Origin of the sequence: Pseudomonas syringae group sp. J254-4 (genome assembly GCF_032586855.1) — a bacterium.
GTDB lineage: Bacteria > Pseudomonadota > Gammaproteobacteria > Pseudomonadales > Pseudomonadaceae > Aquipseudomonas > Aquipseudomonas amygdali.
This window is the reverse complement of sequence record NZ_JAWHOO010000001.1, coordinates 272156-284580: the sequence shown is the minus strand read 5'-3', so window position 1 is coordinate 284580 and position 12425 is coordinate 272156. Positions and strand designations below refer to the sequence as shown.

Sequence of the window (12425 nt, the reverse complement as noted above, 5' to 3'; positions counted from 1 at the left end):
CCGTCAGTCTTCCTTCGGCAACGTCCAGAATATTTGCACACCACCATCGTCGCGCCAGGCGAGGGTGACGTTGTCGTTCTCGGCTATTTCTTCAAGAAGCTGCGCCCAGTCGTCCTCTGACTCATCCGGTTGACGAAAAAGCAGGGCAGCCCTGGATTTCTGCGCGGTAGGCGAGTTGATGATCTTCTGTACCCGCATGCCCATGCGCTCGTAAGGGCCGGGAGTGGAGGCGGTCGCTGCGGTTTGTTTGGCCACGGATAAGGTTCCTGATTTTCGCTGTACGGGCATACAGTATTTCAGTGTCGGATCTTTCGCAACATCTATGTAAGATAAAGCGCTTGAAATGGCACACTATTGTCTTGAAAAACCAACGCTCCCGGAGTCGCGCATGAATATCAAGTCACTGGCATTTCCGTTACTGGCCGCAACTGCTGTACTGCTGGCAGGCTGCTCCACGCCTTCGGTCGTCACCTTGCAGAACGGCACACAATACATCACCAAGGACATGCCCAAGACCAAGAGTCGTGATGGTTTCTACGAGTTTGAAGACATCTCCGGCAAGAGAGTCCGCATCAAGGCCGACGAAGTGGCTACGGTCAGACCGGAGGAGTGAAATCCTACTGAGCGCTAATGCTCGTTCCCTGCGCGTTGGGGGCGAGCATTACGAACAGATTTCATTTTCGACGGATTGACAAACCCTGCGGGTTTTTTCATAGTTCATCCCTCGCAAACGTTTGCGTGTTGATGCATTGCATCGACCCTGCGTCGTTCGCCCGAACAATAATCACAAGATCGGAGATGAACTCATGAAGCTGCCATTCGCTGGACGCCTTCTCGCTGTCGCCATGTTCGCTGCTGTTACCGCAGTCATGCCCCTCTCTGCTGCATACGCTCAGACGCCTGAAAAACCCAAGGTCGCACTGGTGATGAAGTCGCTCGCCAATGAATTTTTCCTGACCATGGAAGACGGCGCCAAGGCTTATCAGAAAGAGCACGCCACCGATTTCGACCTGATTTCCAACGGGATCAAGGACGAGTCAGACACCTCTGCGCAGATTCGTATCGTCGAGCAGATGATTGTCTCCAAAGTCGACGCCCTGGTGATCGCGCCTGCCGACTCCAAGGCGTTGGTGCCGGTGCTCAAGAAAGCGACAGACGCCGGTATCAAGGTCGTCAATATCGACAACCAGCTTGATCCCGACGTGCTCAAAAGTAAAAGCCTGATGATCCCGTTCGTGGGGCCGGACAACCGCAAAGGTGCCGAGCTGGTAGGCGACTACCTGGCCAAACAGCTCAAGAGCGGTGACGAAGTCGGCATTATCGAAGGCGTGCCGACCACCACCAACGCTCAGCAACGCACCGCCGGTTTCAAGGATGCCATGGACAAGGCGCAGATGAAGGTCGTGTCTGTGCAGTCCGGCAACTGGGAAATCGACAAGGGTAACGCCGTTGCTTCGGCGATGCTCAATGAATACCCGAACCTGAAGGCCCTGCTGGCCGGTAACGACAGCATGGCGCTGGGGGCGGTTTCTGCGGTGCGTGCAGCAGGCAAGGCTGGCAAGGTCATGGTCGTGGGTTACGACAACATCAACGCGATCAAACCGATGCTCAAGGACGGCCGAGTGTTGGCCACTGCTGACCAGTTTGCAGCCAAACAAGCGGTCTTTGGTATTGAAGCTGCGTTGAAGCTGGTCAAAGGCGAGAAGGTCGACACCAACGAAAAAGGCGTCATCGAAACGCCAGTAGAACTCGTTACCAAACCTTGATCCACGCCGCGTAAAGGTGCCCGTCCTTGCAGGACGGGCGCTGGGAGAAATGTATGTCAGCGTCTGTTCAGACAGCTGTTCTTTCGGTCAGTGGCATCGGTAAAACCTACGCTCAACCCGTGCTCGGTGACGTCGATCTGACGTTGATGCGTGGCGAAGTGCTGGCCCTGACCGGGGAAAACGGTGCCGGTAAAAGCACCTTGTCGAAAATCATTGGCGGCCTGGTGACACCCACTACCGGGCGCATGGAGTTTCAGGGGCAGCCTTATGAACCTGCGAGTCGTACCCAGGCCGAAAAGCTCGGGGTTCGCATGGTCATGCAGGAACTCAACCTGCTGCCGACCCTGACCGTTGCCGAAAACCTGTTCCTTGACGACCTGCCGCGTCGTGCTGGCTGGATCGACCGCAAGCGTCTGCGTGAAAACGCGATCAAGGCTATGGCTCAAGTGGGGCTGGACGCTATTGATCCCGATACGCTGGTCGGCGATTTGGGGATCGGTCATCAGCAGATGGTCGAGATCGCTCGCAACCTGGTTGGCGACTGCCATGTGCTGATCCTCGACGAGCCTACTGCCATGCTCACCTCCCGCGAGGTGGAAATGCTGTTCGAGCAGATCACGCGATTGCAGGCTCGTGGCGTCTCGATCATCTACATCTCCCACCGGCTTGAGGAGCTTGCCAGGGTGTCTCAGCGCATAGCCGTACTGCGCGATGGCAAGCTGGTGTGCGTCGAGCCGATTGCCCGTTACAACAGCGAGCAACTGGTCACGTTGATGGTCGGCCGTGAGCTTGGCGAACACATGGACATGGGTGCCCGGCAGATTGGCGAAGTAGCGCTGTCAGTCAAGGGGCTCACTCGTGCCGGCAAGGTTCAGGATGTTTCCTTCGATGTGCGGCGAGGTGAAATCTTCGGTATTTCCGGGCTGATCGGTGCCGGACGCACCGAGTTACTGCGCCTGATCTACGGTGCAGATGTTGCCGACAGTGGTGCGATTGAAGTTGGGCAGCCACTGCAAGCCGTCACCATTCGTTCACCCTCGGACGCCGTGGAGCACGGTATTGCCCTGATCACGGAAGACCGCAAGAGCGAAGGGCTGCTGATGTCGCAGTCAATCAGCGCCAACATTGCGCTGGGTAATATGCATTCGATCTCCAGAGCAGGCCTGGTTAACGCCGACGACGAACTGAAGCTGGCGCAGCGCCATGTGGCTGCCATGCGTATTCGCAGTTCCAGTCCGGACCAATTGGTCTCCGAGCTATCAGGCGGTAATCAGCAGAAGGTCGTGATCGGTCGCTGGCTGGAACGTGATTGCCCGGTGATGCTGTTCGACGAACCGACCCGAGGCATCGACGTCGGTGCCAAATTCGATATCTACGCGCTGCTGGCCGAACTGACCCGTCAGGGCAGGGCGCTGGTGGTGGTTTCCAGTGATCTGCGCGAGCTGATGTTGATCTGCGATCGTATCGGTGTGCTGTCTGCCGGTCGCCTGATCGACACGTTCGAGCGCGACAGCTGGACCCAGGACCAATTGCTTGCCGCTGCCTTCGCCGGTTATCAGAAACGTGACGCGCTGCTCAATGACGCCGCGCCCAGGAACGACTCATGAAAAATACTCCTTCTCCGACGCTGACCGTGCCGGCCCGTCGCGGCGGCAATTACTTTGGTCTTGGCACCTACATCGGGCTGGCGGGTGCGCTGCTGGTGATGATCGTGCTGTTTTCCCTGCTCAGCGATCACTTTCTGTCCTATCAGACATTCAGCATGCTGGCCAACCAGATCCCTGACCTGATGGTGCTGTCGGTCGGCATGACGCTGATCCTTATCATCGGCGGTATCGACCTGTCCGTTGGGTCGGTGCTGGCGCTGGCTGCTTCGGCTGTGAGTGTGGCCATCCTGGGCTGGGGCTGGAGTGTGTTCCCGGCCGCCTTGCTAGGCATCGCCTGCGCGACCCTGGCAGGCACGATTACCGGCTCCATTACCGTTGCCTGGCGCATCCCTTCGTTCATCGTCTCCCTCGGTGTGCTGGAGATGGCTCGTGGCGCGGCCTACCAGATGACCAATTCGCGCACCGCTTATATCGGTGATTCGTTCGCCTGGCTATCTGACCCGATCGCGTTCGGTATCGCGCCGTCGTTCATCATCGCATTGCTGGTTATTTTCATTGCTCAGGCCGTGCTGACCCGCACTGTTTTTGGTCGCTATCTGATCGGCATCGGCACCAATGAAGAAGCGGTGCGTCTGGCCGGTATCAATCCCAAACCCTACAAGATCCTGGTGTTCTCGCTGATGGGCCTGTTGGCCGGTGTGGCGGCGCTGTTTCAGATATCGCGACTGGAAGCGGCTGATCCGAATGCCGGTGCAGGTCTTGAGCTGCAAGTGATTGCCGCCGTCGTGATCGGTGGCACCAGCCTGATGGGCGGGCGCGGTTCGATCATCAGTACTTTTTTCGGCGTGCTGATCATTTCGGTATTGGCCGCAGGCCTGGCGCAGATCGGTGCGACCGAGCCGACCAAGCGCATCATCACTGGTGCGGTGATCGTGATCGCAGTAGTGCTGGACACCTATCGCAGTCACCGGGCACGGCGCCAGGGCTGATATGGCGACTATCAAGGATGTCGCGGCGCTGGCGGGGATCTCGTACACCACGGTCTCCCATGTGCTGAACAAGACCCGGCCGGTGAGCGAGCCGGTCAGGCTCAAGGTCGAAGCGGCCATCGCGCAGCTCGATTATGTGCCCAGCGCCGTGGCGCGTTCGCTGAAGGCCAGGAGCACATCGACCATCGGCCTGTTGATTCCCAACGGTATGAATCCGTATTTCGCCGAGTTGGCGAGGGGCATCGAGGACTACTGTGAGCGCAACGGTTTTTGCGTGATCCTTTGTAATTCCGACGACAACCCGGAAAAGCAGCGCAGTTACCTGCGTGTTTTGCTGGAAAAGCGCGTTGACGGGTTGATTGTCTCGTCTGTGGCGGGTGATGCCAGCGTCGCCTGTGGCCTCACCGAGGTGCGCACGCCGCTGGTAATCGTCGACCGCGAGCTGCAAGGCATCGAAGCTGACATGGTGCGCATCGATCACGAGCAGGGCGCCTGGCTGGCAACACGACATCTGCTGGATCTCGGGCATCGTCACATTGCCTGCATTGGCGGACCGCGCGACAGCATGGTTGCCGAAATGCGCCTGGCGGGTTATCGGCGGGCCATGCAGCAGGCATCTGTCGAGGTCGGCCCGGATTGGGCGGTGCACAGCGAATTTACCAGTTCGGCTGGCCACGCAGCTGCGGGCCTGCTACTGGCCAGGCATGCGCCGACAGCGATTTTTGCCGGCAACGATGTCATCGCCATCGGTGTGCTGCGCGCAGCTGCCGAGCGTTCGATTCGCGTGCCTCAGGATCTGTCGGTCATCGGCTTTGATGACATTCAGATGAGCCGCTACGTCTATCCGGCCCTCACCACTGTGGGGCAATCGATCATGCAACTGGGCGAAACCGCCGCCGAAATGTTGTTAAACCGAATCGCCGCACCGCATACAGTTCCTGTCGAAAAAAGACTCGTGACGCCTTGCGTCTTGGTGCGCGAGTCCACGGCAGCGCCGAACACTTTGTCCAATGAATGACGCGCACGCACAGCAACGGATTAATGAGCCATGCAAGCAAAAATAGTGATAGTGGGCAGCCTGAACATGGATCTGGTCATCCGCGCCCAGCGTCTGCCGCGCCCCGGCGAGACGCTGAGCGGGGAGACGTTCGACACCGTGCCTGGTGGTAAAGGCGCCAACCAGGCAGTTGCCGCAGCGCGCCTGGGTGGCAGTGTGGCGATGATCGGCTGTGTGGGTGCCGATGCCTACGGGGAGCAACTGCGTGCAGCACTGCTGGCCGAGCATATCGACTGTCAGGCCGTGACGGTCGTTGAAGGCGTGTCCACCGGGATCGCTTCGATTGTGGTCGACGCCAGCAGTCAGAATGCAATTGTCATCGTTGCCGGAGGCAATGGTCGGCTCACTCCGGCATTGATCGAGCGTTTCGACGCATTGCTGGCGGGTTCCGGGATCGTCATCTGCCAGCTTGAAGTGCCGACTGAAACAGTTTTCCACACCCTGACCCGCGCCCGCGCGCTGGGCAAGACCGTCATTCTCAATCCTGCCCCGGCCAGCGAGCCTTTGCCGGCAAACTGGTATGGCCTTATCGACTATCTGATCCCCAATGAAAGTGAGGCGCAGACCCTGACCGGTGTGACTGTCGACTCCTCGGCGGCGGCTGAAGAGGCGGCAGCGGCCATGCTGGCTGCCGGGGCGCGCAACGTAATCATTACCCTGGGTGAGCGCGGAACCCTGTTCGCCAGTGCTGCGGGCGTGGAACATATCCCTGCGCGTCGTGTACAGGCCGTGGACACCACCGCTGCAGGTGATACCTTTGTCGGTGGTTTTGCCGCAGCACTGGCGGCGGGTCAGAGTGAATCGCAGGCCATTCGATTCGGTCAGGCCGCGGCAGCCATATCCGTGACCCGCGCGGGTGCCCAGCCGTCCATCCCGACGTTCGAGGAAGTAAAGGAATTCGATTCACTATGAAAAAGACCCCGCTACTCAACATTGCCCTGTCTCGCGTCATTGCGTCGCTTGGGCATGGCGACATCCTGATGATCGTCGACGCTGGGATGCCAGTACCGGCAGGCGTCGAGCTGATCGACCTGGCGCTGACTCGCGGCGTACCTGATTTCGTCAGTGTGCTGGACGTGGTGCTGAGTGAGATGCAGGTCGAAAGCCATGTGCTGGCCAACGAAATGGCCGAGGTCAAACCTCCCGCATTGCAGGTCATCGAAAGCCTGAACCTCGATGATCAATTGGGTCAGCAGCGCTGGATAAGCCATGAGGACTTGAAAGTATTGAGCCGCAAGGCCAAGGCAATCATCCGTACCGGAGAATGCCAGCCGTACAGTAATGTGGCGCTGGTTTCCGGAGTTGTGTTCTAGCTATCAAGAAAGGGAGTTTCATATGACGTTGATGCAGTTTTCCAGACAGTTCATTCGTGGAGCATTGCTCTTGTCCATACTGAGTAGCGCTGCCGTTCAGGCGGCAGAAAAGCGTGATCTGATCATCGATACCGACCCTGGCGCGGACGACGTCGTTGCGTTGCTGCTGGCGCTGGCGTCACCCGAAGAATTGAACGTGATGGCGATCACCACCGTGGCCGGCAACGTCCGTCTGGACAAGACCTCGCGCAATGCCAGGCTGGCGCGTGAATGGGCCGGGCGTGAAGAAGTGCCGGTGTATGCCGGTGCGCCCAAACCGTTGGTGCGCACACCTATCTACGCCGAAAACGTTCACGGTCAGGAAGGGTTGCCCGGCGTGCCCGTGCATGAGCCAGCCAAGGGGTTGGCCGACGGTAATGCAGTCGATTACCTGATCCGCACCTTGAGCAAGGCCAAGCCGCACAGCATCACTATCGCCATGCTCGGTCCGCAGACCAACCTGGCGCTGGCGCTCGTGCAGGCACCGGAAATCACCCAGGGCATCAAGGAAGTGGTGGTCATGGGGGGCGCGCATTTCAACGGCGGTAACATTACGCCGGTTGCCGAATTCAACCTGTTTGCTGACCCGCATGCTGCGCAGATCGTTCTGGCCAGTGGTGTGAAGCTTACTTACGTACCGTTGGACGTGACCCATAAGATCCTGACCAGCGAACAACGCCTCAAGCAGATTGCCGCATTGGGCAATAACGCCGGCAAGCTGGTCGACGGCATTCTCAATGAATACGTCAAACTGGACATGGAGCATTACGGCTTGCCCGGTGGTCCGGTTCACGACGCCAGTGTCATTGCCTGGTTGCTCAAGCCCGAGTTGTTTTCCGGGCGGCAGATCAACGTTGCGGTCGACACCCGCGAGGGCATTGGTTTCGGTCAGACAGTGGCTGACTGGTACGGCACGCTCAAGCAGCCGCAGAATGTATTCTGGGTCGAGAATGGCGACGCTCAGGGTTTCTTCGATCTGCTGACCGAGCGTCTGGCGCGACTGAAGTAACCCATCACGCGGGCTGCAACAGGTGCATCAGACCGGCAGCCCTGCCGTGGCATAACGGCTCAGTACCTGGCTGATGAAGGCGCGGGCACCCTCGGTGCCCAGTTCCTTGATCAGCAGGTCGACGGCAATGATCATCAGCTCTTCCGGGTTTCCGGGGCTGTGCGAGCAGTGGCCCTGAGGCCATCTGGCCTTGATGTCTGCATCCAGAGTTATGGCTGTCATGTCTGTTGATCTCCAGTGAAGGGTCACGCACTACGCTGTTCGCTTCCCGGCGCTTGCGTCTCTCGCAGTAAACCATCCCGCGCACATTTTGACACTTCTACTTACATCTCATCCCGATAGTCAGAGTCTATGGCCATAGGTTGTAAACGTTTTGTGACGATTTCATCGCGCGCCCTGTGTGATCCCAAGGCAGACTCTCGGCCCATGCAGATCAACAGGTTACCGATGGCTTCTCAACTAGAGGTGTGCAACCAACGCGTCTGAGTGCGGTCGGACAGGTCTGGAATGTTTTATTGGCAGAGGAGGGTGTATGCCCCGGAAGTTCGCAACATTGGGTTTTGTGGTCGTGGCGTCGTTGCTGGCAGGATGCAGCAGCACGTCCTCTGATAAGGACGCTGAAGCGTCCGTCAAGGCAGACGCTCCCGCATCCGCCAGTAACGCCAACGCCATACCTGGCCGTTGTGATGCAGAGCTTGGCCAGTTCGCAATCGGCAAGCCAGCGTCCATCGACCTTCTGTCACAAGTGCGCGCCCGTACCGGTTCTCAGGATGCCCGCATTCTCGGGCCTGACGACATGGTCACGCTGGAATACCGATCCGAGCGGGTAAACGTCAATACCGACGTTTCGGGAAAGGTGACGCGCATCAACTGCGGTTGAGTCGGCACTTTTCTGTGGCGCATAAAAAACCCCGTCAGTGACGGGGTTTTTTTATGTCAGGTGAATCAGGCTACCTGAACTTCTTCTGCTTGCATGCCTTTCTGGCCTTTAGCCGCAACAAAAGTAACGGTCTGGCCTTCTTTCAGGCTTTTGAAACCGTCGCTCTGGATTGCTTTGAAGTGTACGAACAGGTCGTCACCGCCACCCTGTGGAGTGATAAAGCCGAAGCCTTTTTCATCGTTGAACCATTTTACGGTGCCGGTTTGGCGATTAGACATGGTGTATCTCCAGAAACATAATTTTCAATAACGTGCTGCTCAGGCCAACTGGGCACACGGGCCTATCATAGTCGAAATGCGCAAAAAGACAGCTACTAAGGTGATCTCTTTAGCCCGGGCCCCTGCATATGCAAAGCGTCATACACGTAAAGTGGCTAAATGATGTCTCTGATTGCCTTGCATCAAGACTGTGCAGGATATGCTGAAAGCCCCGCTCTGCAAGGCTTTCAGGTTAGCGGCGGGGCGTAGCTCTCGGCATTTCAGGCGGCTGCTTTACCGAGTTAAAAAAAATGATTTATTTTGATTTGGTGCAGTTTTCGGCAACCAGTTTCTGCAGTTTTTGCGTCAATGCAGGGGCGGGAGCGCGATCGGTACTGCTCAACGCTTCAATTTCCTGCTGAGAAAACTCCTTGTTCACTACCCGGGCGCTGCAATCGCAATGAGCTTGTGCGGCCTTGGCATCCTGTTTGTGCTGATTCGCCGCGGCGATGCATTCCTGCGTGAACGTGTCTTGCACGGTTTTTTCCATGGCGGCCTGAGCGCCCCAAGGGGCCAGGACGGCGGCGCAGGCGAGGAGTGCGGACAGACGGGAAAGCTTCATGGTGTTCTCCTTTTGCTGACTTTAGTGAACAAGGAAACGTACAGGATCCTGACTGGTTAAGACGCCCATCACGCCTGCCAGTTCAGGTGACGTGTTATTTGGTGTGATTTACGCATATGAACGTCCGGTGTCGGCCGAGCTGTGCTAGGATGCGCGTCCTGTTATTTTCAAGTGTCCCCATTGCTGATGGCTTTGGACGCGACGCAGGCAGGTTTTTCGTACATTCCAGTCATCTGGTCCGGTTCAAGGTTGGCCCCAAGGCTCCTGCCACTGTGAGGCAGGCATACCACCGGATCACGTACTGGCTCATCCCAACCCACGTGACCTTTGGTAGGGGTCACCACTAGGAGAGGAGGCGCCATGCCAACTATTACTCTTCCCGACGGCAGTCAACGTTCATTCGATCATGCGGTTTCCGTAGCCGATGTCGCGCTTTCAATCGGCGCCGGGCTGGCCAAGGCCACCGTGGCCGGCAAGGTTGACGGCAAGCTCGTTGACGCCTGCGACCTGATCGAAAACGATGCCAGCCTGCAGATCATCACCCCCAAGGATCAGGAAGGGCTGGAAATAATCCGTCACTCTTGCGCTCACCTGGTCGGGCATGCGGTCAAGCAGTTGTATCCGACTGCAAAAATGGTCATCGGCCCGGTGATCGACGACGGCTTCTATTACGATATCGCCTACGAGCGCCCGTTCACGCCTGACGACATGGCGGCGATCGAGCAGCGCATGCAGCAGCTGATCGAAAAAGATTACGACGTCATCAAGAAAGTCACCCCGCGCGCTGAAGTGATCGAGGTGTTCACCGCCCGTCACGAAGACTACAAGCTGCGCCTGGTCGAAGACATGCCGAACGAGCAGGCCATGGGCCTGTATTACCACGAAGAATACGTCGACATGTGCCGTGGTCCGCACGTGCCGAATACGCGTTTCCTGAAATCGTTCAAGCTGACCAAGCTGTCCGGTGCCTACTGGCGCGGTGACGCCAAGAACGAGCAATTGCAGCGTGTCTACGGCACTGCCTGGGCTGACAAGAAGCAGCTGGCTGCCTATATTCAGGGCATCGAAGAAGCCGAAAAGCGCGATCATCGCAAGATCGGCAAGCGCCTAGGCCTGTTCCATACCCAGGAAGAAGCGCCGGGTATGGTGTTCTGGCATCCGCAGGGCTGGACCCTGTATCAGGTGCTCGAGCAATACATGCGCAAAGTGCAGCGCGAGAATGGCTACCTTGAGATCAAGACCCCGCAAGTGGTTGATCGCTCGCTCTGGGAGAAATCCGGGCACTGGGCCAACTACGCTGACAACATGTTCACCACCGAGTCCGAGAGCCGCGACTACGCGATCAAGCCGATGAACTGCCCTTGCCACGTGCAGGTGTTCAATCAGGGCCTGAAGAGCTACCGCGAGCTGCCGATGCGTCTGGCCGAGTTCGGTGCCTGCCACCGTAACGAACCGTCGGGGGCCTTGCACGGCATCATGCGTGTGCGTGGCTTCACTCAGGACGACGCTCATATCTTCTGTACCGAAGATCAGATGCAGGCCGAATCTGCCGCATTCATCAAGCTGACGCTGGATGTCTACGCCGATTTCGGTTTCAAGGACATCGAACTCAAATTGTCCACTCGCCCTGAAAAGCGTGTAGGCTCCGACGAGCTTTGGGACCGTGCCGAGACGGCGCTGGCCTCTGCGCTCGACAGTGCTGGTCTGCCCTATGATCTGCAGCCGGGCGAAGGCGCGTTCTACGGTCCGAAAATCGAGTTTTCCCTCAAGGACTGCCTCGGCCGGGTCTGGCAGTGCGGCACCTTGCAGCTGGACTTCAACTTGCCGATCCGTTTGAGCGCCGAGTACGTTTCGGAAGACAACAGTCGCAAGAATCCGGTCATGTTGCACCGTGCGATTCTTGGTTCTTTCGAGCGTTTCATCGGAATTCTGATCGAGCATTACGAAGGCGCGTTTCCAGCCTGGCTGGCGCCTACCCAGGCAGTGATCATGAATATCACTGACAAACAGGCCGATTTTGCCCTTGAAGTGGAAAAAACTCTGGCTGAAAGCGGGTTTCGTGCCAAGTCCGACTTGAGAAATGAAAAGATCGGCTTTAAAATCCGCGAGCATACTTTGCTCAAGGTTCCTTATCTCCTCGTGATTGGAGATCGGGAGGTTGAAATGCAAACTGTCGCTGTGCGTACACGTGAAGGCGCTGACCTTGGCTCGATGCCGGTTGCCCAATTCGCTGAATTCCTCGCACAAGCGGTTTCCCGGCGTGGTCGCCAAGATACGGAGTAATTATTATTAAGCGTGAAATGAGACAAGATAAACGAGCTGCACCCAAGGCCCCGATCAATGAAAATATCTCGGCCCGCGAGGTTCGTTTAATTGGCGCTGACGGCGAGCAGATTGGCATCGTCTCGATTGATGAAGCGCTTCGTATTGCCGAAGAGGCTAAGCTGGATCTGGTAGAGATTTCTGCCGACGCACTTCCTCCGGTCTGCCGTGTGATGGATTACGGCAAATCGATCTTCGAGAAGAAGAAGCAGGTTGCTGCAGCGAAGAAAAACCAGAAGCAGATCCAGGTTAAAGAAATCAAGTTTCGTCCAGGGACGGAGGAAGGGGATTACCAGGTAAAACTACGCAACCTGGTACGTTTCCTGAGTGACGGGGACAGGGCCAAGGTATCGTTGAGATTCCGCGGTCGTGAGATGGCCCACCAGGAGCTGGGTATGGAGCTGTTGAAGCGGGTTGAAGGTGACCTGCTCGAATACGGTTCCGTCGAACAGCATCCTAAGATGGAAGGACGCCAGCTGATCATGGTCATCGCCCCGAAAAAGAAGAAATAACCACCAGGGCACGGCAGGCCTTGCGGTTATATTTATCAACTGAATGCGGAGT

The 12425-nt window shown here is 57.4% G+C and carries 15 protein-coding genes; 11 read left to right on the top strand and 4 right to left on the bottom strand.

Annotation, left to right across the window (positions count from 1 at the left end):
• Positions 1-3: 3 nt before the first annotated feature.
• The gene (locus tag RYB09_RS01460) at positions 4-255 is read right to left on the bottom strand and encodes a DUF1654 domain-containing protein (protein ID WP_004662361.1); all 252 of its coding nucleotides are present in this window, start codon (positions 253-255) and stop codon (positions 4-6) included.
• Between the two features lie 133 nt (positions 256-388).
• Here RYB09_RS01460 and RYB09_RS01455 point away from each other — a divergent pair, with 133 nt between their 5' ends.
• The 8 genes from RYB09_RS01455 (at position 389) to RYB09_RS01420 (ending at position 7780) form a co-directional block, all read left to right on the top strand.
• Positions 389-613, top strand: a complete 225-nt coding sequence (locus tag RYB09_RS01455) for a YgdI/YgdR family lipoprotein (RefSeq protein WP_005746777.1) — start codon at positions 389-391, stop codon at positions 611-613.
• A gap of 232 nt (positions 614-845) precedes the next feature.
• Positions 846-1766 carry a sugar ABC transporter substrate-binding protein gene (locus tag RYB09_RS01450; RefSeq protein WP_371875231.1) on the top strand — a complete coding sequence of 307 codons (921 nt, stop codon included), beginning with the start codon at positions 846-848 and terminating at the stop codon, positions 1764-1766.
• Between the two features lie 53 nt (positions 1767-1819).
• The gene (locus tag RYB09_RS01445; RefSeq protein ID WP_316887230.1) at positions 1820-3373 is read left to right on the top strand and encodes a sugar ABC transporter ATP-binding protein; all 1554 of its coding nucleotides are present in this window, start codon (positions 1820-1822) and stop codon (positions 3371-3373) included.
• Entirely contained in the window at positions 3370-4362 is a 993-nt protein-coding gene (locus RYB09_RS01440; RefSeq protein ID WP_002553148.1) for an ABC transporter permease, read from the top strand. The genes RYB09_RS01445 and RYB09_RS01440 overlap by 4 nt, the downstream gene beginning before the upstream one ends.
• Before the next feature lies 1 nt (position 4363).
• Complete coding sequence (locus tag RYB09_RS01435; protein WP_058400207.1) at positions 4364-5380, top strand: LacI family DNA-binding transcriptional regulator; 1017 nt, start codon at positions 4364-4366, stop codon at positions 5378-5380.
• Positions 5381-5410: 30 nt separating this feature from the next.
• Complete coding sequence (rbsK, locus tag RYB09_RS01430; protein ID WP_004665169.1) at positions 5411-6331, top strand: ribokinase; 921 nt, start codon at positions 5411-5413, stop codon at positions 6329-6331.
• Positions 6328-6732 carry a D-ribose pyranase gene (gene rbsD / locus RYB09_RS01425; protein ID WP_044323545.1) on the top strand — a complete coding sequence of 135 codons (405 nt, stop codon included), beginning with the start codon at positions 6328-6330 and terminating at the stop codon, positions 6730-6732. The genes rbsK and rbsD overlap by 4 nt, the downstream gene beginning before the upstream one ends.
• A 22-nt stretch (positions 6733-6754) precedes the next feature.
• Entirely contained in the window at positions 6755-7780 is a 1026-nt protein-coding gene (locus tag RYB09_RS01420) for a nucleoside hydrolase (RefSeq protein ID WP_057402304.1), read from the top strand.
• 27 nt (positions 7781-7807) lie between these two features.
• Here RYB09_RS01420 and RYB09_RS01415 read toward each other — a convergent pair whose 3' ends face one another.
• Complete coding sequence (locus tag RYB09_RS01415; protein ID WP_002553154.1) at positions 7808-8002, bottom strand: hypothetical protein; 195 nt, start codon at positions 8000-8002, stop codon at positions 7808-7810.
• Positions 8003-8312: 310 nt separating this feature from the next.
• Here RYB09_RS01415 and RYB09_RS01410 point away from each other — a divergent pair, with 310 nt between their 5' ends.
• On the top strand, positions 8313-8660 hold the full coding sequence (locus RYB09_RS01410; protein WP_058400208.1) for an I78 family peptidase inhibitor: 348 nt from the start codon (positions 8313-8315) through the stop codon (positions 8658-8660).
• A gap of 65 nt (positions 8661-8725) precedes the next feature.
• Here RYB09_RS01410 and RYB09_RS01405 read toward each other — a convergent pair whose 3' ends face one another.
• Together RYB09_RS01405 and RYB09_RS01400 are read right to left on the bottom strand one after the other, a co-directional pair.
• Entirely contained in the window at positions 8726-8938 is a 213-nt protein-coding gene (locus tag RYB09_RS01405) for a cold-shock protein (protein WP_003315566.1), read from the bottom strand.
• A 295-nt stretch (positions 8939-9233) separates the two neighbouring features.
• Positions 9234-9539: a hypothetical protein gene (locus RYB09_RS01400; protein ID WP_057412273.1), complete on the bottom strand. Its 306-nt coding sequence runs from the start codon at positions 9537-9539 to the stop codon at positions 9234-9236.
• A gap of 360 nt (positions 9540-9899) precedes the next feature.
• On the opposite strand from RYB09_RS01400, the gene thrS reads away from it, so the two are divergent.
• The gene (gene thrS / locus RYB09_RS01395) at positions 9900-11822 is read left to right on the top strand and encodes a threonine--tRNA ligase (protein ID WP_316887224.1); all 1923 of its coding nucleotides are present in this window, start codon (positions 9900-9902) and stop codon (positions 11820-11822) included.
• Positions 11822-12373, top strand: a complete 552-nt coding sequence (infC, locus tag RYB09_RS01390) for a translation initiation factor IF-3 (protein WP_170855886.1) — start codon at positions 11822-11824, stop codon at positions 12371-12373. The genes thrS and infC overlap by 1 nt, the downstream gene beginning before the upstream one ends.
• Positions 12374-12425: the final 52 nt, after the last annotated feature.